General features: G+C 68.6%; 20 protein-coding genes. 14 read left to right on the top strand and 6 right to left on the bottom strand.

The features are described from left to right. Positions 1 to 114 precede the first annotated feature (114 nt). Positions 115 to 1,074 carry a DMT family transporter gene (locus tag B4L36_RS02125; protein WP_292951645.1) on the bottom strand — a complete coding sequence of 320 codons (960 nt, stop codon included), beginning with the start codon at positions 1,072 to 1,074 and terminating at the stop codon, positions 115 to 117. Next, on the bottom strand, positions 1,075 to 2,202 hold the full coding sequence (leuB, locus tag B4L36_RS02120; RefSeq protein ID WP_292951642.1) for a 3-isopropylmalate dehydrogenase: 1,128 nt from the start codon (positions 2,200 to 2,202) through the stop codon (positions 1,075 to 1,077). A 135-nt stretch (positions 2,203 to 2,337) separates the two neighbouring features. On the opposite strand from leuB, the gene B4L36_RS02115 reads away from it, so the two are divergent. The 5 genes from B4L36_RS02115 to B4L36_RS02095 all read left to right on the top strand — a co-directional run bounded on the left by B4L36_RS02115 (position 2,338) and on the right by B4L36_RS02095 (position 6,263). After that, complete coding sequence (locus tag B4L36_RS02115; RefSeq protein WP_292951639.1) at positions 2,338 to 2,751, top strand: hypothetical protein; 414 nt, start codon at positions 2,338 to 2,340, stop codon at positions 2,749 to 2,751. Between the two features lie 66 nt (positions 2,752 to 2,817). After that, on the top strand, positions 2,818 to 3,858 hold the full coding sequence (locus B4L36_RS02110) for a glycosyltransferase family 4 protein (RefSeq protein ID WP_292951636.1): 1,041 nt from the start codon (positions 2,818 to 2,820) through the stop codon (positions 3,856 to 3,858). Continuing rightward, the gene (locus B4L36_RS02105; RefSeq protein ID WP_292951633.1) at positions 3,855 to 4,472 is read left to right on the top strand and encodes a glycosyltransferase family 29 protein; all 618 of its coding nucleotides are present in this window, start codon (positions 3,855 to 3,857) and stop codon (positions 4,470 to 4,472) included. The genes B4L36_RS02110 and B4L36_RS02105 overlap by 4 nt, the downstream gene beginning before the upstream one ends. 166 nt (positions 4,473 to 4,638) lie before the next feature. Then, on the top strand, positions 4,639 to 5,661 hold the full coding sequence (locus B4L36_RS02100; protein WP_292951630.1) for an aspartate-semialdehyde dehydrogenase: 1,023 nt from the start codon (positions 4,639 to 4,641) through the stop codon (positions 5,659 to 5,661). Positions 5,662 to 5,663: 2 nt separating this feature from the next. Beyond that, entirely contained in the window at positions 5,664 to 6,263 is a 600-nt protein-coding gene (locus B4L36_RS02095) for a DedA family protein (protein ID WP_292951627.1), read from the top strand. Here B4L36_RS02095 and B4L36_RS02090 read toward each other — a convergent pair whose 3' ends face one another. Then, complete coding sequence (locus B4L36_RS02090) at positions 6,264 to 6,911, bottom strand: carbonic anhydrase (RefSeq protein WP_292951624.1); 648 nt, start codon at positions 6,909 to 6,911, stop codon at positions 6,264 to 6,266. 145 nt (positions 6,912 to 7,056) lie between these two features. Here B4L36_RS02090 and B4L36_RS02085 point away from each other — a divergent pair, with 145 nt between their 5' ends. The 3 genes from B4L36_RS02085 (at position 7,057) to B4L36_RS02075 (ending at position 9,684) form a co-directional block, all read left to right on the top strand. After that, positions 7,057 to 7,434, top strand: coding sequence for a hypothetical protein (locus B4L36_RS02085; protein WP_292951621.1), 378 nt, complete (start codon positions 7,057 to 7,059; stop codon positions 7,432 to 7,434). 61 nt (positions 7,435 to 7,495) lie between these two features. Continuing rightward, on the top strand, positions 7,496 to 8,869 hold the full coding sequence (locus tag B4L36_RS02080) for a leucyl aminopeptidase family protein (RefSeq protein WP_292951618.1): 1,374 nt from the start codon (positions 7,496 to 7,498) through the stop codon (positions 8,867 to 8,869). After that, positions 8,866 to 9,684, top strand: coding sequence for a C40 family peptidase (locus B4L36_RS02075; protein WP_292951615.1), 819 nt, complete (start codon positions 8,866 to 8,868; stop codon positions 9,682 to 9,684). Before B4L36_RS02080 ends, B4L36_RS02075 begins: the two co-directional genes overlap by 4 nt. 14 nt (positions 9,685 to 9,698) lie before the next feature. Here B4L36_RS02075 and truB read toward each other — a convergent pair whose 3' ends face one another. From truB to rbfA, 3 genes are read right to left on the bottom strand one after another with little or no spacing between them, the layout of a single operon-like run. Continuing rightward, positions 9,699 to 10,592: a tRNA pseudouridine(55) synthase TruB gene (truB, locus tag B4L36_RS02070; RefSeq protein ID WP_292951613.1), complete on the bottom strand. Its 894-nt coding sequence runs from the start codon at positions 10,590 to 10,592 to the stop codon at positions 9,699 to 9,701. 54 nt (positions 10,593 to 10,646) lie between these two features. Next, positions 10,647 to 11,405: a phosphodiester glycosidase family protein gene (locus B4L36_RS02065; RefSeq protein ID WP_292978273.1), complete on the bottom strand. Its 759-nt coding sequence runs from the start codon at positions 11,403 to 11,405 to the stop codon at positions 10,647 to 10,649. Then, the gene (rbfA, locus tag B4L36_RS02060; RefSeq protein WP_292951607.1) at positions 11,395 to 11,817 is read right to left on the bottom strand and encodes a 30S ribosome-binding factor RbfA; all 423 of its coding nucleotides are present in this window, start codon (positions 11,815 to 11,817) and stop codon (positions 11,395 to 11,397) included. Before rbfA ends, B4L36_RS02065 begins: the two co-directional genes overlap by 11 nt. Positions 11,818 to 11,891: 74 nt before the next feature. On the opposite strand from rbfA, the gene dapB reads away from it, so the two are divergent. The 6 genes from dapB to addA all read left to right on the top strand — a co-directional run bounded on the left by dapB (position 11,892) and on the right by addA (position 22,127). Continuing rightward, positions 11,892 to 12,728, top strand: a complete 837-nt coding sequence (dapB, locus tag B4L36_RS02055; RefSeq protein WP_292951604.1) for a 4-hydroxy-tetrahydrodipicolinate reductase — start codon at positions 11,892 to 11,894, stop codon at positions 12,726 to 12,728. 240 nt (positions 12,729 to 12,968) lie between these two features. Next, positions 12,969 to 13,589, top strand: a complete 621-nt coding sequence (locus B4L36_RS02050; RefSeq protein ID WP_292951601.1) for a VPLPA-CTERM sorting domain-containing protein — start codon at positions 12,969 to 12,971, stop codon at positions 13,587 to 13,589. 164 nt (positions 13,590 to 13,753) lie between these two features. Then, positions 13,754 to 15,166, top strand: coding sequence for a tRNA (adenosine(37)-N6)-threonylcarbamoyltransferase complex ATPase subunit type 1 TsaE (gene tsaE / locus B4L36_RS02045; RefSeq protein WP_292951598.1), 1,413 nt, complete (start codon positions 13,754 to 13,756; stop codon positions 15,164 to 15,166). Then, a complete protein-coding gene (locus tag B4L36_RS02040) occupies positions 15,154 to 15,822 on the top strand; it encodes a nucleotidyltransferase family protein (RefSeq protein ID WP_292951595.1) in 669 nt (222 codons plus the stop codon). Before tsaE ends, B4L36_RS02040 begins: the two co-directional genes overlap by 13 nt. Continuing rightward, positions 15,815 to 18,763, top strand: coding sequence for a double-strand break repair protein AddB (addB, locus tag B4L36_RS02035; RefSeq protein ID WP_292951592.1), 2,949 nt, complete (start codon positions 15,815 to 15,817; stop codon positions 18,761 to 18,763). Before B4L36_RS02040 ends, addB begins: the two co-directional genes overlap by 8 nt. Continuing rightward, a complete protein-coding gene (gene addA, locus B4L36_RS02030; protein WP_292951589.1) occupies positions 18,756 to 22,127 on the top strand; it encodes a double-strand break repair helicase AddA in 3,372 nt (1,123 codons plus the stop codon). Before addB ends, addA begins: the two co-directional genes overlap by 8 nt. Positions 22,128 to 22,174: the final 47 nt, after the last annotated feature.

The following is a 22,174-nucleotide window of genomic DNA, read 5'->3' as shown; positions in this document are numbered from 1 at the left end:
AGGATTCGAACCTCCGACCCCCTGCTCCCGAAGCAGGTGCGCTACCAGGCTGCGCTACGCTCCGACCGTAGGTGGGGCAACTAGCGCGCGGCGGGTGGCTTTGCAAGCCCCATTTCAGTCGCGCGGATGCCACAAACGTTGCAGGATCGCGGACTTCGGCGCTGTCACGGTCTCGGTCCGCAGCCGTGTCGCCAGCACCGGACGGTTGGCCGAATTGCCGCCGCGCCCCTCGCGCCAGACGATGTAGAGGCCCGAGCCGATGATGATCGCCGCGCCGATCAGCGTCGGCAGGTCCAGCACCTCGCCGAACAGGAACCAGCCATAGCCCGTGGCCCACAGGATCTGCGAATATTGCATCGGCGCGACGATCGCCGCCTCGCCGGCGCGATAGGCAAGGATGACCAGAAAGCCACCGGCAAGTCCCAGCCCCGCGATCAGTCCGGCCAGCGCCAGGTCGGGCAGCGCCATCGGCGTGTAGCCAAGGCTCAACGCGCCCCCGGTCACGACGAAATTGCCCAGCATCGGCCACATGATCAGGACCACCGGACGTTCCGTCCCGCCCAGCTTGCGGATGATCACCGCCGCCAGCCCGCTGGCCAGCGCGGCGATCAGCGCCGCGCCGTGACCGGGCGCCAGCGTCTGCCCGCCGGGCCGCAGCACGATCAGCACGCCGATCAGTCCGACGATGACCGCGGCCCAGCGATGCGCCCCGACACGTTCGCCCAGCACCGGAATCGACAGGATGGTGATCAGCAGCGGGGTGGCGAAAAGGATCGCATAGACCTGCGCCAGCGGCAGATTCGAGAAGGCATAGAACCCGGCCATCCCCGACGCTACCGCGCAGGCGGTGCGCAGCGCGATCCAGCCGGGGCGGTTTGGCCGCAGCGTGCCATGCGTCCGGTCCCGCATCAGCACCATCGAGATCAGCGGAAAGGACAGCAGCGAGGAAAAGAACAGGATCTGAAACGCGGGATAACGCGCGCCAAGCGTCTTGATCACCGCGTCATGCGTCGCATAAAGGCCCATCGCCGCCAGTTGCAGCAGCGCGCCCCGGACATTGGCCGAAAGCCCCAATCACGCCCCCGCGGACAGCGCGGCCACGATCCGGTCGCCCATCTGCGCGGTCGAGACCGGCGTGCCGCCCTCGGGGCCCATCAGATCGGCGGTGCGGACGCCATCGGCCAGGACAGCCTCGATCGCGCGTTCCAGTTCGGCCGCCGCGTCGCCCCGGTCGAAGGAATAGCGCAGCGCCATCGCGAAGCTGAGGATGCAGGCGATCGGATTGGCCTTGCCCTGCCCGGCAATGTCGGGCGCGCTGCCATGGACGGGTTCATACAGCGCCTTGGGCCGGCCATTCGCCATCGGTGCGCCGAGGCTGGCCGATGGCAGCATTCCAAGGCTGCCGGTCAGCATCGCGGCGGCGTCCGACAGGATGTCGCCGAACAGGTTGTCGGTCACGATCACGTCGAACTGGCGTGGATCGCGGACAAGCTGCATCGCGCCATTATCCGCATACATATGCGACAATTCCACATCGGGATATTCGTTGTCGTGGACCCATTGCACCTCTTCGCGCCACAGGATGCCCGATTCCATCACATTGGCCTTTTCCATCGAGCAGACCCTGTTGCTGCGCCGCCGCGCCAGTTCAAAGGCGGATCTTGCCACGCGCCGGATCTCGCCGCTGGTGTATCGCTGGGTATTGACGCCGACGCGGCCGCCCTCGTTGTCGGGGTTGTTGTCATCGGCATGGATCCCGCGCGGCTCGCCGAAATAGACGCCGCTGGTCAGCTCGCGCACGATCAGGATGTCCAGACCGGCCACGACCTCACGCTTGAGTGACGAAAAATCTGCAATAGAATCAAAACATTGCGCTGGACGCAAGTTGGCAAACAGGTCCATTTCCTTGCGCAGGCGCAGCAGGCCGCGTTCGGGCTTGAGACTGAAATCGAGATCGTCGTATTTCGGCCCCCCGACCGCGCCCAGCAGCACCGCATCGACCGCTTGTGCCCGGGCCATGGTCTCGTCCGCCAGGGGCTTTCCGTGCCGGTCATAGGCCGCGCCGCCCACCAGATCGTGACCGATCTCGAAGGACATGCCGCGATTGGCCTCGAACCAGCCGATCACCTTGACCACCTCGGCCATGACCTCGGGGCCGATTCCGTCGCCGGGCAGAACGAGAAGCGAGAAACGATCGGCCATGCAGTCCTCCTCAGGATCGGGAATGACCCCGGTTAGACCCGACCCGCAGCAGGGTCAAGTTCACGGTGAATTGGGTTGCGGGCGGCGCCTGGCACGCAGAACGGTTGGGACCGCGAGAGGCAAGGGGAATCGACCATGCGAGCGTGGGACATGCTGATGATCACGGCACTGGCCGGAGGCGCGCTGCTGCTGGCCGGAGCCGAGATCTCGTCCGGCGGGCAACGGCTCAGCGTGCCGCTGCCCGATGTCTCGGCCATGAACCGGACCGAGGCCGACATGCTGGCCCGGCAACTGGCCGAGATCGAGGTGATCACCGCGAACTGTCCCGATTATGCCATCACCGATGGCGAATGGACCCTGCTCAGCGGCACCGGCGATCTGCTGGCGGCGCAGATCGGCGTCGACCCCACGCAATATGAACGCGATTATTTCGGACCGGCCTTCACGCTGCTGGACGACCCCTCGTCCTGCGACCGCATCGGCCCCGAGGCGCGGCCGCTGATCGACCGGCTGATCCGGATGGGTGGCGGGACCAAACTGCAGCGATGACCGGCCCTGTCCCTCGGGCCTCGGCTTGATTATGCTGCGGACCGACCCATCGCTCAAAGGCCGCCCATGTCCGATATTCCGCTGGTCGTCGCCCCGAATCTCAAACGCCGCCTTTCGGGCGTCACGGCGACGGTTGTGCGGCTGATCCCGGTTCAGGCAAAGATGATCGCGATCCGCGCCACCGGGCCGGGCCTGCCGCCCGATGTGCCGCATATCCCGCTGCTGCGCGCAGCGACCCTGCCGCGCGACCGCTGGCGTGTCTGGCACGCGCGGCGCAACACGGAAATGCTGCTTGGACTGATCCTGCGCCATCTGCTGGGGCGGAAATACCGGCTGATGTTCACCTCGGCCGCGCAGCGCCGCCATAGCCGCTTCACGAAATGGCTGATTCGCCGGCAGGAGGCGCTGGTGGCGACCACGCCGCAGGCCGCGGCCTATCTGGAACGGCCCGCCCGCGTCGTCATGCATGGCGTGGACACTCGGATCTTCCACCCCGCGCCGGATCGCGCCGCGCTGCGCCGCCAGCTCGGGCTGGATCCGGATGCGGTGCTGATTGGCTGTTTCGGGCGTGTGCGCGAACAGAAGGGCGTCGACCTGCTGGTCCGCGCGGGCCTCGATCTGCTGGCCGCCCGACCGCGCGCGCAGATCATCTTCACCGGGCGCATTACCCCCGACAACCGCGCCTTCGCCGACGGGTTGCAGGACCGGATCGGCAGGGCCGGGTTGCAGGACCGGATCCGCTTTCTGGGGGAATTGCCCTGGGACCGGCTGGTGCGGCATTACCAGGCCCTGGACCTTTTCGCCGCGCCCGCCCGCTGGGAAGGCTTCGGTCTGACCCCGCTGGAGGCGATGGCCTGCGGCGTTCCCGCCATCGGTGCCCGCGTCGGCGCCTATGAGGCGCTGATCCGCGACGGCGAGACCGGCAGCCTGGTCCAGACCGGCGATGCGGGGGCCTTGTCGGCGGCGCTGGCCCGCTGGCTGGACGACGATGCGGCGCGCGCGGCCGCGGGACGCGCGGCACGCATCCATGTCGAGGCGAACCACTCGATCCAGGCCGAGGCTCGCGCGCTGGTCCGCATCTATCACGATCTGCTGTCGCAGCCATGAACCGCCTGCGCTTTCTGGCCGCGCGCAGCCTGCGCCAAGAGACCGCGCTGATGCGCCTGTCGGTGCCGCAACGGGAACTGCTGGCCGATCTGGCCGGCCGGTCGGTCGCGCTGATCGGCAATGCCCGCGCATTGGCCGAGGCGGCCCATGGCTCCGCCATCGACAAAGCCGACCTGGTGATCCGCATCAACCGCGCGCCGATGCCCGCGGCCCCCAGCCATGGCAGCCGCACCGACTGGCTGGCCCTGGCGGTGCGGCTGGCCGCGCCTGATCGCGACCGCATCGGGCCCGCGCGCATCCTGTGGATGTCGCCCAAGCGCAAGCGGCTGGACTGGCGGACGGCGGCCAGCCCCGGCTTCTATCTGCATCCGCTGGGCGATTATTGCGCCCTGCGCGACCGGCTGGGCGCGCCGCCCACGACAGGGGCGATGCTGATCGACCTTGCGCTGCGGTCCGGGCTTGCCTCGCTGACACTCTATGGTTTCGATTTCTTTGCCAGCCAGAGCCTGTCGGGACGTCGCACCGCCGCGCAGGTGCCACATGATTTCGGCGCCGAAGCGGCCTGGGTCGGGGACATGCAGCGCCGCGACCCCCGCCTCGACCTGGTGGCTTGAGACCGCGAAGGGGACGGGACGGGCGCAGCCCGTCCCGGTCGCTGCCGCTGGGCGTCTATCCGCGATCGGGGCGCGGCCGGGCACCGCCTGCCTGCGAGGCTCCGCCCCTTCCATCCCGCCCTCGCCTGCGCTACACGCCGCCAACCGCAGAAGACAGGAGTCCCCAATGGGCTACAAAGTCGTTGTTGCCGGCGCCACGGGCAATGTGGGCCGCGAGATGCTGAACATTCTGGACGAGCGCCAGTTTCCGGTCGATGAAATCGCCGTCCTGGCCTCGCGCCGTTCGCAGGGCACCGAGGTCAGTTTTGGCGACAGGACCCTGAAAATCCAGGATATCGACCAGTTCGACTTTGCCGGCTGGGACATCGCGCTGTTCGCCATCGGGTCGGACGCGACGAAGAAATACGCCCCCCTCGCGGCCAAGGCCGGTTGCGTGGTCATCGATAACAGCTCGCTCTATCGCTATGATCCCGACGTCCCGCTGATCGTGCCCGAAGTGAATCCGGAGGCGATCACCGGCTATTCGAAAAAGAACATCATCGCCAATCCCAATTGTTCGACCGCGCAGATGGTGGTGGCGCTGAAGCCGCTGCATGACCGGGCGCGGATCAGGCGGGTGGTCGTCAGCACCTATCAATCCGTCAGCGGCGCGGGCAAGGAAGGCATGGACGAGTTGTGGGACCAGACGAAGGGCATGTATGTGCCCGGTCAGGAGGTCGCGCCCAACAAGTTCCAGAAACAGATCGCCTTCAACGTCATCCCGCAAATCGATGTCTTCATGGATGACGGCTCGACCAAGGAAGAATGGAAGATGGTCGCCGAGACCAAGAAGATCGTCGATCCCGCGATCAAGGTGACGGCCACCTGCGTTCGCGTGCCGGTCTTCGTCGGCCATTCCGAGGCCATCAATATCGAGTTCGAGGATTTTCTGGACGAGGACGAAGCCCGCGACATCCTGCGCGAGGCGCCGGGGATCCTTGTCGTCGACAAGCGCGAACCCGGCGGCTACACGACCCCGGTCGAATGCGTCGGCGACTTTGCCACCTTCATCAGCCGCATTCGTCAGGATTCGACCATCGAGAACGGCCTGAACATCTGGTGCGTCAGCGACAACCTGCGCAAGGGCGCCGCGCTGAACGCGGTGCAGATCGCGGAACTGCTGGGCAACCGGGTGCTGAAGAAGGGCTGATCGTGTTCGACTGGATCGCCAGCTTTCTGGAAGGCGGCGGGCCCTGGGGCATCGCCGCCCTCATGTTTCTGGAAAACGTCTTTCCGCCGATCCCGTCGGAACTGATCATGCCGCTGGCGGGATATAACGCCGCGCGTGGGGTGGCCTCGTTCTGGGTCAGCGTCGCCGCCGGCGCGGCCGGTTCGCTGGCGGGTGCCTATCTGTGGTATATGATTGGCGTCGCCTACGGGCCGGTGCGGCTGCGCCGGCTGATCGCGCGCCACGGCCGCTGGCTGACGATGACCGAGGCGCAGCTTGACCGCGCGCAGGGCTGGTTCGACCGGCATGGCCGCTCGGTCGTCTTTTTCGGCCGCTTCGTCCCCACCGTGCGGACGCTGATCTCGGTCCCCGCCGGGCTGGCGCGGATGTTCCTGCCGCGCTTTCTTCTGTTCTCGGGCCTGGGCAGCCTGATCTGGACCATGGCGCTGGCGGCGGCGGGCTACTGGTTGCAGGACCGCTATGACCGGGTTGACGCCTGGCTGAACCCGGTCTCGACCGCGGTGGTCGTGCTGCTGGCCGCCGCCTATCTGTGGCGCGTCATGCGCTGGCGTCCCGACAGCTGATCAGATTTCGGTCCAGCGTCGGCCCGCGTTCTCGGCCTGCCACAGGGTGCCTTCGCGGATGTCGTGGACCAATCCGTGCAGCGACAGTTCGTCCGCCTGCACCGCCGCTTCGACGAAGGGGAATGTCATCAGGTTGCCGATCGAGACCATCACCGCCTCGCGTTCCAGCGCCCGGATCTGCTGGTCTTCGGGCAGGTCCTTGATCCGTTCGTAGCCGGGGCGCAGGATATCCATCCAGCGACCGACGAAGCTGGACTTTTCCTCCAGCTCCGGGGCCTGCCCGGAACACATGGCATGGCAGCCCGCGACCCCGCCGCAGTTGGTATGCCCGACCACGATCAGATGCGCCACCTTCAGCGCCATGACCGCGTATTCCACCGCCGCCGAGGTGCCGTGCTGCATCCCATCGGGCGCATATGGCGGCACCAGGTTGGCGATGTTGCGATGGATGAAGAATTCGCCCGATTCCGCGCCGAAGATGCCGGTCACGTGGACCCGCGAATCGCAGCACGAGATCACCATCGCCCGCGGTCGCTGCCCGTCATCGGCCAGCCGCCGGAACCAGGCGCTGTTTTCCGCATAGGAGGTCGCCTTCCAGCCATGATAGCGGCCGACCAGGTATTGCGGCAGGGGACGGACATGATGCATTTCGAACCTCGCGCGTTTGCCGCTTGATAGGCAGGGATTGAACAAAATTCGAGCGGTTTCTTCCACCGCGATCAAGTCTTTCTTCATGGCTGGACGTCATGGTGCCCCGACATGTGGGAACACGGGCAATGTGTTGGAGAAGACGATGGCACAGATCAGGACGTTGCCGGTGACAGAGCCGGTTCGCGTCGATGTCAGGCGCGTGGGCGATATCGTGAACGAACTGGGCGAAAGCGCGGCGCAGAATGTGATCGAACTGGCGCTGGAACAGCTTGCCGGCGCACTGACCGCCACCGACGAGGCTCTGGCCCGGGGCGATCTGGCGGGCGCAACCGGACATGCCGACCAATTGTCACGGCTGGCCTGGCAGATCGGGCTACTGTCGCTGGCCGGCGTGGCTATGGATCTGTGCGCCTGCGCCGAAAGGCACGATCCCGGCGCGCTGGCGGCGGTTCGGGCGCGGCTGATGCGGGTCGGCAACCGCTCGCTGACGGCGATCTGGGACCGCGCCGGGATCGGCTGACCGGTTCTTGCGGGCAGCGGATCACGCTGTAATCTGGCCCGCGATCAAGGAAGGATCCACCATGCAGCCCGATTTCGCCCCCCCGACCGAGGATTCCCTGCCATTCTGGCCGCTCTGGCAGGATTCCGACCTGCCCGCTGACGCCGATGCCGGCCATTGGCCATCGGCCGGCGGCTTTTCTGGAAAGGCGGGCCAGATCTGCCTGCTGCCCGACGCGAATGGCGGGTTGCGCGGCGCCCTGCTGGGGCTGGGGCCGCGATCCAAAGCCGGCCGCGAACGCTTTGCCCTGGCCCGCGCGACCGGGCTGCCGAAAGCCGTCTGGCGGCTGGCGGCGTTGCCCGAGGGACTGGACCCGGACGAGGCCGCGCTGGCGCTGCTGCTGGGCCAGTATCGCTTTGCCCGCTACAAGGGCCCGGCCTATGACGGACCGCGCTTTCAGGTGCCCGAGGGCGTCGACGGCCCGCGCCTGCAAGCCGTCGCGCGCGGCGAGTTCCTGTCCCGCGACCTGATCAACACGCCCGCCAGCGACATGGGCCCCGATGCGCTGGAAAAGGCCGCGCGCGCGCTGGCCAACGAGATCGGCGCCGGTATCGAGGTGACGACCGGGCCGGCGCTTCTGAAACAGAACTTTCCGCTGATCCATGCGGTCGGTCGGGCGGCCGAACAGGCACCCCGGCTGATCGACATCCGGCTGGGCGCCGAGGGACCGGCGCTGACCATCGTCGGCAAGGGCGTCTGTTTCGACACCGGCGGGCTGAACCTGAAGCCCGGCACGGCCATGGCGCTGATGAAAAAGGACATGGGCGGCGCGGCGACCGCGCTTGGCCTGCTGAAGATGCTGGCCGGCACCGGCGCGGCCGGGGGGCGGCGCATCCGGGTGCTGATCCCGGCGGTGGAAAACAGCGTCGCGGGCAATGCCTTCCGGCCCGGCGACGTGCTGACCAGCCGCAAGGGCCTGTCGGTCGAGATCAACAACACCGATGCCGAGGGGCGGCTGGTTCTGGCCGACGCGCTGGCCTTCGGGGCCGAGGAAAGTCCCGATCTGATGATCTCTTACGCCACCCTGACCGGTGCCGCGCGGGTGGCGCTCGGCCCCGACATTCCGCCCTTCTATTGCGACGACGACGCGACCGCGAGGGCCTTGGCGGACGCCTCGATGGCCGTGTGCGACCCGCTGTGGCGAATGCCGTTCTGGCAAGCCTACGAGCCGATGATCGAACCGCAGATCGCCGATCTGGACAACGCCCCCGCGGGCGGCATGGCGGGTTCGATCACTGCCGCGCTGTTCCTGCGCCGATTCGCCGAAGGCGCGGGCCGCTATGTGCATCTGGACATCTATGGCTGGCAGCCGACCGCCGCGCCGGGACGCCCGAAAGGCGGCGTCGGACAGGGCGGACGGGCGCTGCTGGCCGCCCTGCCCGAGGTGCTGGGATGAGCCTTGATCGCCGGCTGACGCCGGCCACTGACCGGATCGCACTGGAGACTCTGCGCGGCATCGTCGACCGGCCGGACTACACTCCCGGCCGGCCTGCGCGGCTGGCCGTGCCACTGGCCGACCTGATGAACGTCCCCGAAGGCCGCCGCGAAAGGCAGCTGAATTTCGGCGCCGACCTGACCGTGATCGACACGCAGGGCGACTGGGTCTTCGCGCAGGCGGCTATGGACGGCTATTGCGGCTGGCTGCGCGCCGCCGCGCTGAGCGACGACATGCCGCCGATCACCCACCGCGTGACCGCGCCGGCGACCCATCTCTATCCGGCCGCCGACATGAAGCGTCACCAGTTGCACGCGCTGTCCATCGGCGCGCGCCTGTCGGTCGTGGAGGTCGAGGGGAATTTCGCGCGCCTCGCCGCCGGCGGATACGTCCCTGTCCAGCACATCGGCGACCGGCCCGCGACCGATCCAATCGCCGTTGCGGAAACCCTGCTGGGCACGCCCTATCTGTGGGGCGGCAACAGCGATTGGGGCATCGATTGTTCCGGCCTTGCCCAGGCTGCGCTGACCGCCTGCGGTACCGCCTGTCCCGGCGACAGCGACCTGCAACGGGCGGCCTTTCCGGCGGTCGACGACATCCGGCGCGGCGATCTGCTGTTCTGGCCGGGCCATGTGGCGCTGGCGGCCTCGGCCGAACTGATGATCCACGCGACGGCATGGAAGATGGCCGTGATCCGGGAACCGATCGCCCTGGCCATCGCCCGCATCGACGCCGCGGGCGAGGGTCCGTTTCTCGGCGCGCACCGGCCGCAATGACCGACCCCGGATGATTACAGGTTGAAGACCCGCTCGGGCTGGACCGTGCCGCCCTGATAGCGGCCGATGCAGACCGGCCCGCGAGCATCCGCGACCCAGACCAGTTCGCCCCATTCCGCACCTCCGGTGACCTCGCCCGGATTGCCGTTGCGGATTCGGATCGCGCCTTCGGGCGTGGCGCGCAGCGCGGGAAGGTCGGTCAGCGCGGCCTCCAGCGGCAGCAATCGCGCCTGAATCCGGTCCTGCGCCTCGCGGTCGATCCCGTCGAAGCTCATGCCGTCCTCGACCTCGAAGGGACCGGACCAAGTGCGGCGCAGGCTGGCGACATGGCCCAGGCAACCCAGATCGCGGCCAAGATCGCGGGCGATCGAGCGGACATAGCCGCCCTTGCCGCAGACCATTTCCAGCCGCGCCGTGTCGCCATCAGCCTCGATCAGGGACAGGCTTTCGACCCACAGGGGCCGCGCGGCCAGATCCGGATCCTCGCCCTCGCGCGCCAGATCATAGGCTCGCGCGCCATCGACCTTGACGGCGGAAAAGGCGGGCGGAACCTGCATGATCTCGCCGACATAGCCGGGCAGGGCCGCCTCGATCGCGGCGCGGTCGGGCCGCGTCTCGCTGCGCCGGACGACCTGACCCGAGGCATCGTCGGTCGCCGTCTCGGCCCCCCAATTGACCACGAAATCATAGCATTTCAGGGCATCCGTCAGAATTGCCACGGTCTTCGTGGCCTCGCCCAGGGCAACGGCGAGAACACCGGTCGCGTCCGGATCCAGCGTTCCGGCATGGCCCGCCTTTCGGGCGTCCAGCGCCCAGCGGACCTTGTTCACGACCGAGGTCGAGGTCACGCCCGCGGGCTTGTCCACGATCAGCCAGCCCGACACGTCGCGACCCTTCTTGCGTGCCATCGGTTCACCCCCGGTTTGCCAAGGCGCGCGGGATAGCCGCAGCGCCGCCGCCGGTCAACCCGAGCCGTTGACCAGCCCGATCATCGGCCCCATGCTGCGGCCGAAATCGGCCCGCCCCAGGCCCGGCGCGTAGAGCCTGCTGATGGAGCCGTCCAGATACAGCGCGTTCCGCGCGCCCAGCCCGTCACGGAACATCTGACCGAACTCGTAGAACGTCACCGGATTTTCCGAGATCGCGAACCAGGCGGTCCGCCCGTCAGCCGAGACACCGACGCCGTTGCGGATATTGCGGCTTTCGGAATCGACCAGAAAGCGCGGATGCAGCTTGCCGTCGATCACCAGCATGGGCCCCGATTGCGTGGCCAGCCGGCATTCGGGCGCCTCATCGGCGAAGCTGCGGCTTTCGATCACCTGAAAGGGCCGCTTTCCGCCGCTGCAAAAGACACCATTCGGCAACATTCCGAAATTGCCGCCGCCCGCCTGGGTGGTGATCGGATGCAGTTCCTGGCCGTCAATCACCAGCAGGCCCACAGGGCGGTAATCGGGATGGAACATGCCCGCATTCATCGCAAAGGACAGGCTTTGGCCCTGGGGCAGGCTCTTGCGGACATTGTTGAAGCTGTTCAGGGGCCGCCCGTCGGCATCGTTCTGCCACAATCGCAGATCGGATTCCCGGGCGGCGTCGATCTGGCAGACGACATAGGTCTGTCCGTCCTGATCCATGCGCGTGCAACCGTCCGAAGCGGCGGGCAGTCCCATCGCGAACACCATTCCGACCGCAACGCCAAGCTGGCGTTGCAGTTCAATCAGCATCGCGATCATCAGGTGCCTCGACATCGCGGCGGACCCGTTCTTCCGCGAACAACCGGCGGGTATCGTCCATGCGATCAAAGGTCTCGTCCAGCTGGAACCGCAGCCGAGGCGCGTATTTCAGCGTCATCGCCCTGGCCACCAGGTGCCGCAATTCCGGCGCGTTGCGGCGCAGGGCCTCCAGCGCGCCATCGGCGTCGCGACCGCCCAGAGGCAGCACATAGGCCGTAGCCACCTTCAGATCGGGCGAGGTCCGCACCTCGCCCACGGTGATCGAATGGCGGTTCAGGTCCGGATCGTGCACATCGCCGCGTAGCAGCACGTCCGACAATGTGCGGCGAATCAGCTCGCCCACGCGAAGCTGGCGTTGCGACGGGCCCTGGCCCTGGCCCTGGGGAAAACGGTTCTGTGCCATCCGCCCCGATGTAGGGGGTCGCGGGCCGCGCCGCAACGGGATATGACGCGGCAAAAGGACAGGGAGGCCATGGGATGAGCGATTTCGAACAGACCGGAACCGGCGACGCGCCCGGCATCGTGGTGACCGGTGCCTCGGGACGGATGGGCCGGATGCTGATCCGGCTGCTGCTGGACAGCGATCAGGCACGGCTGGTCGGCGCGCTGGAGCGTCCGGGCCATGACTGGATCGGGCGCGACATTGGCGAGGCGATGGGCGGGCAGCCGGCCGGGGTGATGGTCAGCGACGATGTCGTCACCGTCATCGCCCGCGCCCAGGCGGTGATCGACTTCACCGCGCCTTCCGCGACCCTCGGCTTCGCCGAACTGGCCGCGCAAGCCCGCGCTGTTCACGTGATCGGAACGACGGGGCTGGAAGAGACGGACCTGGCACAGATCGCCGCCGCCGCGCGCCACGCGCCGATCATCCGGGCCGGCAACATGAGCCTCGGCCTCAACCTGCTGGTCGGCCTGACCCGCAAGGTCGCCGCGGCGCTTGGCGAGGATTGGGATATCGAGGTGGTCGAGACCCATCACCGCATGAAGGTCGATGCGCCCTCGGGCACCGCCCTGATGCTGGGCGAGGCAGCGGCCGAGGGGCGCGGCGCATCGCTGACCGATCTGCGCATACCCGCCCGCGAGGGCATCACCGGCGCGCGCGCCCCGGGCGGCATCGGTTTTGCCGCCATTCGCGGCGGCGACGTGGTGGGCGAGCACGACGTCATCTTCGCCACTCCGGGCGAACGTCTGGTGCTGCGCCATCTGGCCAGCGACCGCGCGATCTTCGCCCGCGGCGCTATTCGTGCGGCGCTGTGGGGCCAGGACAAGGGGCCGGGACAATACGACATGGCCGATGTTCTGGGCCTGACCTGAAGACCACCCTGCCCGCGACTGATTCGGCGTCGCTTCGCGCCAGAATTGACTGCCGTCCCGTTAGCCTCATCCGCCGATTGCGAGACCTTGGTTAACGCCAGCGTCAAACCAGTCTTTTTGGTCAAGTGGCCCCCGCACGGCATTCCATTTTGTTGCATTCATCTCCACCGCGTCGCTTACATGCGATGACGCAGCCGAAGTATCGGATTGCCACAACCCTTTGCTTACTTGGTGAGAGTTATGAAAGTTCTTAAGGTTCTGGCGGTCGCGGCCGCTCTTTCGCCCTTCGCCTTCGCGGCCCGGGCAGCAAGCGTTGACGTGTCGCTGGATTACACGGTCGGCAAGTCGGTTTCGATCAGCCACCCCGAGGCGGTGGCAAGCTCGGTCAAGGCATCGGCCTTTCATCTGACCGGCTCGGAAGGGATCGGAAAGTTCGTCGCGTTCTGCGTGGACATCGCGACCCGGCTCAGCCTGCCCAGTTCCTATCAGGTCGTCGGCAGCAACAGCACGACCGCCAAGCTGCAGAACCTGTTCGATGCGAATTACCGCAATGTAAGCACCAGCAATGCCAACCAGTCGGCCGCCTTTCAGCTGGCGATCTGGAAGACGATCTACAACGGCTTTTCCTGGAGCGGCGCCAGCAGAACGGTCAACAGCCTGACCGCCGGCTACATGTCCAGCGCGGCTTCTTACAGCGGCGACAAGATTTGGCGCCTGACCTTCCTTGACGGCGACAAGACGCAGGATCTGGTGACCGCCGACATGGCACCCTCGCCCGTTCCGCTGCCGGCCACGGCGCTGCTGTTGCTGGGCGGCCTCGGTGGTCTGGGGGCCTTCGCCCGCAAGCGGCGCGCAGACTGACCGCGCTGCGCCGCGCGACAGCGCATGGCACGAAAATCCCGGACCGGTCGCCAAGGCTGCCGGTCCCTGCCTCTTGGGGCATCGCCCGGACGGAAAAATTCGACCGCCGGCCGGGGCCATCAAAGGTCATTTTCACCCCGCTGCTGACCGGCTAGAAGCGGGGCATGAGCACGACCCGCCTGATTGCCGATGCAGATACGACCACCGCCCTGGCCCGCACCCTTGCCGGCATGGCACGGCCCGGCCTGACGATCCTGCTGGACGGGCCGGTCGGCGCGGGAAAGACCCATTTCGCCCGCGCCTTCATTCAGGCGCGACAGGGCGACATCGCCGAGGACGTGCCCAGCCCGACCTTCACGCTGGTGCAGACCTATGACGACCCGATGGGGACCGAAATCTGGCACGCCGACCTCTATCGCCTGACCGATCCGTCGGAACTGGACGAGCTTGGGCTGGACGAGGCGGCCGAGACCGCGATCCGTCTGATCGAATGGCCCGACCGGCTGGAAATGCTGCCCGATGGCGCGCTGACCGTCGCGATGGCGTCGACACCGGATCCCCACCTGCGCCAGATCACGCTGCACGGCCCCGGCGCTGGCCGCATCGCCGCCATTGCGCGATTCATCGCCGCCACCGGCCGGGCCGGCTCGCGGGTCGTGCCGCTGGCGGGCGATGCCTCGGCCCGGCGCTATTTCCGGCTGCAGGGGCCGCAGGGCCGCGCGGTGCTGATGGACGACCCTTCAGGCGATTGCGCGGGTTTTGTCCAGATGACCCGATGGCTGCGCAGCCATGGCTTCGGCGCGCCCGAATTGCTGGCGGCGGATGACGCCGCGGGTCTGCTGCTGGTCGAGGATCTGGGCGACGATCTGCTGGCGCGGGTGCTGGAGAAGCGACCCGGCATGGCGCCCGAGCTCTATGAGCGGATCACAGATCTTCTTGTCGCGCTTCACCGCCATCCGGTGCCCGATTTCGTCCGCCCGCTGGACGGACCGCTGCTGGCCGAACAGGTCGGCCTGTTCGCGGCGTGGTATCCCCAGGCCGCCGGCGCCCCGGCCACCGATGCCGCAGGCATCGGCCCGGTCATCGCCCGGCTGCACGCCGACCTTGCAGGCGATCTTCCTTCGGTCCTGTCGCTGCGCGATTTCCACGCCGAGAACCTGATCTGGCGTGGCGACACCGCGCCGCTGGGCCTGATCGATTATCAGGACGCGGTGGCCTGCCATCCGGCCTATGATCTGGTCTCGGCGCTGCAGGACGCACGCCGCGACGTGGCGCCCGCCATCGAAGCCGCCTGCATCGCCCGCTACCTGGATGCGACCGGAATGGACGCGGCCCGTTTCCGCGCTGTCTATGCCCTGTTGGGCGCGCAGCGGAACTTGCGGATCATGGGCATCTTCACCCGGCTCTGCCTGCGCGACGGAAAGCCGCGCTATCTGGACTTCATGTCGCGCGTCTGGGGGCATCTGCGCCGCGACCTGACGCATCCCGCGCTGGCACCGCTGGCCCGGATCGTCGCGGCGCTGCCCCAGCCGGACCCGACCGTCCTCGAAAGGATTCGCGCGCAATGTCCCCGCTGATGATCTTCGCCGCGGGCCTGGGAACCCGGATGCGGCCGCTGACGGCCGATCGGCCCAAACCGCTGGTCGAGGTCGCGGGCCGGTCCCTGCTGGAGCGCGCGCTGGATCTGGGTCGCGATGCGGGATGCACGCCCATCGCGGTCAACACGCATTACCTGGCTGACCAGATTGCCCATCGTCTCGCGGGGAAGGGCGTCGCGATCAGTCATGAACCCGGCCCCATCCTTGATACCGGCGGCGGGCTGCGGCAGGCCCTGCCGCTGCTGGGAAGGGGGCCAGTGCTGACGCTGAATCCCGACGTGGTGTGGACCGGTCCGAACCCGCTGACCGCGCTGGAGATCGGATGGAACGACCGGATGGACGCGTTGCTGATGCTGGTGCCGCTGGACCGGGCCACGGCGCGAACGGGCGGCGGCGATTTCGCGCTGGCGGATAGGGGCCGGATCACCCGCCGCGGCGATTTCGTCTATGCCGGCGCGCAGATGCTGCGCCCCGAAGGGCTGGCCGGGATCCCGGATCGGGTGTTTTCGCTGAACCTGCTCTGGGATCGGCTGATCGCCCGCGGTCGCGCCTTCGGTCTGGTCCATCCGGGCGGCTGGTGCGATGTCGGCACTCCGCAGGCGATCCCGCTGGCCGAGGCATTGCTGCATGACTGAGACAGGCGGTCTTTTCGCGCTGCCTCCGGGCGTCGATTTCGCGCGCGAATTCGTCCGCGGATTTCTGCAACGCATGGCGGGCCGGCCGCCCGAATCCATCGCCCGCGTCACCATCTACGCCAATGCCGCGCGGACCATGGCGCAGATCGGCGCCGCCTTCGATGAACACGGCGCGATGCTGCTGCCGCGGCTGCGTACGATCACCAATCTGGACCGCCCCCCACAGCCCGGCGATCCGGCCCCCGCCGCACCCCTTGCGCGGCGGTTGCAACTGGCCCGGCTGATTGCCCGGCTGATCGCGGCGCGCCCCGATCTGGGCGCGGGCCATTCCGTCCCCGCCCTGGCGAAATCGCTGGCTGACCTGATGACCGAAATGCAGACCGAGGGGCGCGACGCGCTGGCGCTGGAGGGGATCGATACCGGCGATCATGCCCGCCATTGGCAGAACGCGCTGACCTTCCTGCGCATCGCCGCCGGTTTCCATCTGGACGGCCCGGCGGTGGACCGCGCCGACCGCCAGCGCCGGACGGCCGAGGCGCTGGCCGCGGACTGGGCGCGGGGCGAAAACCTGCCGGACGCCCCGGTGATCGTCGCGGGCTCGACCGGATCGCATGGCGCGACGCGGCTGTTCATGCGGGCGGTGGCGGCGCTGCCGGGCGGCGCGGTGGTTTTGCCCGGATTCGATTTCGACCAGCCGCAACCGGTCTGGGACAGCCTCGATGCCCGGTCCGAGGATCATCCGCAGGCCCGTTTTGCGCCATTGATCGCGGCTGCCGGCCATCCCGCGCGCTGGACCGACGCCGTGCCGCCGGCGCCCGATCGCAACCGCCTGTTGTCGCTGGCCCTGCGCCCCGCGCCCGTCACCGATCAATGGATCGCCGAGGGCCCCGCCCTGCCCGACCTGATCGCGCCGACACGCGGCCTGACCCTGATCGAGGCCGATCAGCCCGCGCAAGAGGCCGAAGCGATTGCACTGGTCATGCGCGAGGCGGTCGAAACCGGCCGCGCCGTGACCCTGATCGCGGCGGATGGCAACCTGATCCGGCGCGTGAACTCGGCCCTGGACCGCTGGCATCTGCGCGCCGATGAAAGCGCGGGCCAGCCGATGCCGCTGACTCCGCAGGGCCTGTTTCTGCGCCAGATCGCCGGAATCTTCGGCGAGGCGCTGACCATCGACCGGCTGCTGAGCCTGCTGAAACATCCGCTGGCGGTGACCGGATCGACGCTGATCGGCGCAAACGAGGCGCGGCTTGCGGCTCGCGAGCTGGAACTGCATCTGCGCCGCAACGGCCCGGCCTTTCCCGATGGCGACAGCCTGCGGTCCTGGGCCGATCGGGGCGACGAGACGCGCAGGATCTGGGCGCGATGGCTGGCCGTTCTGCTGGACCGGATGGCTGGGTTTGCGACCGATTCGGCACCCCGGCCGCTTGCCGCGCGCCTTGCGGAACTGCGAGCCCTGGCCGAAGATTTCGCCGCCGGACCGGGGGGCGATCCCGAAACCTCGCGCCTGTGGGCGGGCAGCGGCGGCGCGCTGGCCCGCGCGGTCCTGGACAACCTGGCCGAACATGCCGGACACGGCCCCGACATGGGCCCCGCCGATTTCGCCGCCCTGCTGTTCGAGGAATTGCAGTCCCACCAGCTTCGCAACGAAGGTGAGACCTGCCATCTGCTGCAAATCCGCGGCACCCGCGAGGCGCGGATCCTGAATACCGGCACGGTGATCCTGTCGGGACTGAACGAAGGCGGCTGGCCGCAGGCACTGGACCCCGATCCGTGGCTGTCGCGCGACATGCGGGCGGCGGCGGGCCTGACCCTGCCGGAACGCCTGATCGGGCTGGCCGCGCATGATTTCCAGCAGGCGATCGGGGCGGAAACCGTCATCCTGACCCGCGCCCGCCGCGATGCCGAGGCCGAGACGATCCCCTCGCGCTGGCTGAACCGGCTGACGAACCTGATGGCGGGGCTGCCCGAACGCCGCGGCCCCGAGGCGCTGGCCGCGATGCGCGATCGCGGGCGGGTCTGGCTGGACCTGGCCCGCGCCGTCACCCAGCCCGAAACGGCGGTCCCGGCGGCGCCGCGACCCTCGCCCCTTCCGCCCGCGCCGGCCTTTGCCGACCTGCCCGTCACCGATGTCGGCCTGCTGATCCGCGACCCCTATGCGGTCTATGCCAAGCGGGTCCTGGGCCTGCGCCCGCTGCCGCCGCTGCGGCCCGAACCCGATGCCGCCCTGCGCGGACAGATCCTGCACAGCATCGTCGAGGCGTTGCTGAAAGCTACCCCCCATTCCGACCCTGACCCTGTCGCACTGCGCGCCGACTTCCTGCGGATCACTGCGCAGGTGCTGGAAGACGCGGTGCCCTGGCCGGCCGCACGGGCCTTCTGGCAGGCCCGGATGGAACGCATCGCCGACCGGATCGTGGCGGACGAGGTATCGCGCCGTCGCGACGGCAGCCCCGTCGTGATCGAGCATCGCGGCAAGGTCGGCCTGCCCGCGCTTGGCTTCAGCCTGACGGCCAAGCCCGACCGGATCGACCTGCTGCACGACGGGCGGGTGATGATCTACGACTACAAATCCGGAACTCCGCCCAGCGAAAAGCAGATGGCGCGGTTCGACAAGCAACTGATCCTGGAGGCCGCAATGGCCCGGCGCGGCGGCTTCGACGCGCTTGGGCCGGCCGAGGTGGCCGGTCTGCGCTATATCCAGCTGGGCGGCGAAGGGCTGACCCATGACCGCGCCTATAGCGCCGAATCCGAAGCCGAGGCATGGCATGGCTTTCAGCGCCTGATCGCGGCCTACCTGACCGGCGGGACCGGGTTTACCGCGATGAATGCCCCGGAACGGACCAGCTATGCCGGCGATTACGACCACCTTGCACGGTTCGGGGAATGGTCGCTGTCGGATTCCGCGCAGCCCCGAAAGGTGGGCGATCACGATGGATGACGCGACGCGGAACCAGATCGAGGCCGCCGATCCTGCCTGTTCGACCTGGCTGACGGCCAATGCCGGATCGGGCAAGACGCGGGTGCTGACCGACCGCGTGGCACGGCTGCTGCTGGGGGGGACGCGGCCCGAACGCATCCTGTGCCTGACCTACACCAAGGCCGCCGCGACCGAGATGCAGAACCGGCTGCTGGCGCGGCTGGGCCGATGGGCGATGCTGCCCGAAACCGACCTGCGCCGCGAACTGGCCGATCTGGGCGAAACCGGCACGCCGGACCTGGCCCAGGCGCGCAGGCTGTTTGCCAGCGCGATCGAGGCGCCGGGCGGGCTGAAGGTGCAGACCATCCACAGCTTCTGCGCCGCCCTGCTGCGCCGGTTCCCGCTGGAGGCTGGGGTGGCGATGGGCTTTTCCGAACTGGACGACCGCAGCGCCCGCGCCCTGCGCGCCCGCATCGTCGAGGAAATGGCCGAGGCCGGCGATCCCGCGATCCGCGACCTGACGGCGCTGCATGGCGGCGACGATCTGGACCGCTTTCTGGCCGGGCTGTCCCAGGCCGATTTCAGCGCCCCGCCCGATGCCGAAGCGATCTGGGCGGCGATGGACGTGCCTGCCGGACTGGATGACGACCGCCTGCTGGCGCAGGTCTTCGAGGGCGCCGAGGCCGATCTGTTCGACGCGCTGACGCCGATCCTGCGCACGGGCAAGCCCACCGATCAGAAACTGGCCGAAACACTGGGCGACGGGCGCTGGCGCGATCCGGGTCTGGCGGAATTGCGGCGGCTCTGCGGCTGCCTGCTGTTTGGCGGAACCGCGGCCGATCCCTTTGGCGCCAAGATCGGCAAGCTGCCGACCAAGGAACTGCGCCTGGGTCCCTGCGCGCCCTTCATGGACGATCTTGAGGCGCTGATGCGGCGGGTGCAGGACGCCCGGCCGCAAATGACCGCCCTGCAGGCCGCGCAGAAGACGCTGGCCCTGCACCGCTTTGCCCATGCCTTCACCACCCGCCTGGCGGGCCGCAAGACGGCGCATGGCTGGCTGGATTTCGACGACCTCATCCGGCGCGCCGCGCTGCTGCTGGAACAATCCAGCATGGCGCAATGGGTGCTGTGGCGGCTGGATGGCGGGATCGACCATATCCTTGTGGATGAAGCGCAGGATACCAGTCCCGAACAATGGCGCGTGATCCGGCGGCTGACCGACGAATTCACCAGCGGCGCAGGCGCGCATGACCGGCCCCGGACCCTGTTCGTCGTAGGCGATCCGAAACAGTCGATCTATTCGTTCCAGGGCGCGGATATCGCGGTCTTCGAGGAAATGCGCGACCGGTTCGACCGTGATTTCCGTGCCGTCCGGCAGCCGATGCAACAGCGCGGGCTGCGCCATTCCTTCCGCTCGTCGCCCGCCATCCTGTCGGTGGTGGACGCGGTCTTTCAGGGCGAGGCAGCGCAGGGGCTGGGCGTGCCGCCCGAACATATCGCCTTCCGCGCCGATCTGCCGGGACGGGTGGACATCTGGCCGCCGCTGCCCGAACCGGAAACGCCCGAGGAAGGCGACTGGACCCGGCCCGTGGATGCGCCTGCGGAAAATGCCGCCGACAGGGTGCTGGCCCGCGCCATCGCAGGCCGGATCCGCGCGATGCTGGGTGGCCCGATCATGGATGTCAGGAACGGCCAGCCGCGCCCGGTCGGGCCGGGCGACATCCAGATCCTGGTGCAGCGCCGGGCGGGACTGTTCGACGACCTGATCCGCGAATTGAAGGCGGCGAACCTGCCCGTCGCCGGGGCCGACCGGCTGAAGCTGGCGGCCGAGCTGGCGGTGCGCGACATCACTGCCACGCTGGCGGTTCTGGCCACGCCCGAGGACAGCCTGTCGCTGGCCGCGGCCCTGCGCTCGCCCCTGTTCGGGCTGTCCGAGGACGATCTCTACCGACTGGCGGCGGGGCGCGGCCGGGCGCATCTGTGGCAGAGGCTGCGCGCCTCCGACCACCGGACCGCGCGCGAGGTGCTGGCCGACCTGATGGCGCAGGCGGACCGGCTGCGGCCCTATGACCTGATCTCGCGCCTGCTGATCCGTCATGGCGGGCGGATGGCATTGCTGGCCCGGCTGGGCCCCGAGGCCGAGGACGGGATCGACGAATTGCTGTCGCAGGCCATGGCCTATGAACAGGCCGAGACGCCCTCGCTGACCGGGTTCCTGGTCTGGCTGGCCAGCGACGAGGTGCAGGTCAAACGGCAATTGCCGGGCGGCAGCGGCGGCCTGATCCGGGTGATGACGGTGCATGGCGCCAAGGGTCTGGAAAGCCCGATCGTGATTTTGCCGGAAACGCGCAAGCGACGCGCCGATGGGCGCGGGCGCATCGTGCGGCTGGACGGGATGCCTGCGTGGAAGGGCGCCGCGCCGGACCGGCCCGATGCACTGACCATCGCGGTCGCCGAACAGGAACGCCGGCAGGACGAGGAACGGCGGCGGCTGCTTTACGTCGCCATGACGCGGGCGGAAAGCTGGCTGATCGTGGCGGCAGCTGGCGAGACCGGTGCAGGGCTGGACAGCTGGCACGGCATGATCACGGACGGCGCGGCCCGCGCAGCCCTGCCCCGGTCCCCGATCGAGATCGAGGGTGTCGGGCAGGGAACGCGCCTGACCTTCGGCGCCTGGCCCGAATGGGCCGATGCCGCCGAGGCGCAGTCCGCCGCCGCGACCCCTCGGCCCGCCTGGCTGGCCTGCGTCCCCGAACCGGTCGCCCGGCCCCCGCGCCCGGTCGCGGCGACAGGTCTGGGCGGCGCCAAGGTGCTGGCCGCGGCGACCGACGATTCCGATCCGGCGGCGGCAATGCTGCGCGGCACAAGGTTGCATCTGCTGCTGGAACATCTGCCCGGAACCGCTGCCGCTGACTGGCCCGGCCTCGCCCGCGCGGTTCTGGCGGGGGCCGAGGGCGGGCTGCCGGACGAGGCCCGGCTGGCCGACCTGCTGGCCGAGGCGCGCGCCGTGATCGAGGCCCCGGATCTGGCGGACATCATCGACCCCGGCCCGGACGCGCAGGTGCTGCGCGAGGTCGCGCTGAGCGCGCCCCTGCCCGGCATCGGCATCCTGCACGGCACCATCGACCGGCTGATCGTCACCGCAAACCGCATCCTGGCGGTCGACTACAAGTCGAACGCCACCGTGCCCGCGACGCCCGAGGCCGCCCCCGACGGCATCTTGCGCCAGATGGCCGCCTATCGCGCGGCCCTGCGGCAGATCTGGCCCGGCCGGCGGATCGAGGTGGCGATCCTGTGGACGGCCACGCGCAGCCTGATGGAAATCCCGGATCCGCTGCTGGACCGCGCGCTGGCCGCCCTTGACCCGGCCGATCCGCGTTCATAGCTTTCAGGACAGTGCCGCCGATCCCCGGCCCCCGCCATTTCCCAAGG

Source organism: Paracoccus sp. UBA889 (assembly GCA_002294185.1).
Taxonomy (GTDB): domain Bacteria; phylum Pseudomonadota; class Alphaproteobacteria; order Rhodobacterales; family Rhodobacteraceae; genus Paracoccus.
The sequence above is the reverse complement of the archived record's forward strand: the minus strand, read 5'-3'. Positions and strand labels throughout refer to the sequence as shown.

Excerpts from the sequence above, each read along its gene's own strand:
- leuB (WP_292951642.1), bottom strand. The coding sequence starts at position 2,202 with ATGGCCGATCGTTTCTCGCTTCTCGTTCTGCCCGGCGACGGAATCGGC.
- B4L36_RS02115 (WP_292951639.1), top strand. The coding sequence starts at position 2,338 with ATGCGAGCGTGGGACATGCTGATGATCACGGCACTGGCCGGAGGCGCG.
- B4L36_RS02110 (WP_292951636.1), top strand. The coding sequence starts at position 2,818 with ATGTCCGATATTCCGCTGGTCGTCGCCCCGAATCTCAAACGCCGCCTT.
- B4L36_RS02105 (WP_292951633.1), top strand. The coding sequence starts at position 3,855 with ATGAACCGCCTGCGCTTTCTGGCCGCGCGCAGCCTGCGCCAAGAGACC.
- B4L36_RS02100 (WP_292951630.1), top strand. The coding sequence starts at position 4,639 with ATGGGCTACAAAGTCGTTGTTGCCGGCGCCACGGGCAATGTGGGCCGC.
- B4L36_RS02090 (WP_292951624.1), bottom strand. The coding sequence starts at position 6,911 with ATGCATCATGTCCGTCCCCTGCCGCAATACCTGGTCGGCCGCTATCAT.
- B4L36_RS02085 (WP_292951621.1), top strand. The coding sequence starts at position 7,057 with ATGGCACAGATCAGGACGTTGCCGGTGACAGAGCCGGTTCGCGTCGAT.
- B4L36_RS02080 (WP_292951618.1), top strand. The coding sequence starts at position 7,496 with ATGCAGCCCGATTTCGCCCCCCCGACCGAGGATTCCCTGCCATTCTGG.
- B4L36_RS02075 (WP_292951615.1), top strand. The coding sequence starts at position 8,866 with ATGAGCCTTGATCGCCGGCTGACGCCGGCCACTGACCGGATCGCACTG.
- truB (WP_292951613.1), bottom strand. The coding sequence starts at position 10,592 with ATGGCACGCAAGAAGGGTCGCGACGTGTCGGGCTGGCTGATCGTGGAC.
- B4L36_RS02065 (WP_292978273.1), bottom strand. The coding sequence starts at position 11,405 with ATGCTGATTGAACTGCAACGCCAGCTTGGCGTTGCGGTCGGAATGGTG.
- rbfA (WP_292951607.1), bottom strand. The coding sequence starts at position 11,817 with ATGGCACAGAACCGTTTTCCCCAGGGCCAGGGCCAGGGCCCGTCGCAA.
- dapB (WP_292951604.1), top strand. The coding sequence starts at position 11,892 with ATGAGCGATTTCGAACAGACCGGAACCGGCGACGCGCCCGGCATCGTG.
- B4L36_RS02050 (WP_292951601.1), top strand. The coding sequence starts at position 12,969 with ATGAAAGTTCTTAAGGTTCTGGCGGTCGCGGCCGCTCTTTCGCCCTTC.
- tsaE (WP_292951598.1), top strand. The coding sequence starts at position 13,754 with ATGAGCACGACCCGCCTGATTGCCGATGCAGATACGACCACCGCCCTG.
- B4L36_RS02040 (WP_292951595.1), top strand. The coding sequence starts at position 15,154 with ATGTCCCCGCTGATGATCTTCGCCGCGGGCCTGGGAACCCGGATGCGG.
- addB (WP_292951592.1), top strand. The coding sequence starts at position 15,815 with ATGACTGAGACAGGCGGTCTTTTCGCGCTGCCTCCGGGCGTCGATTTC.
- addA (WP_292951589.1), top strand. The coding sequence starts at position 18,756 with ATGGATGACGCGACGCGGAACCAGATCGAGGCCGCCGATCCTGCCTGT.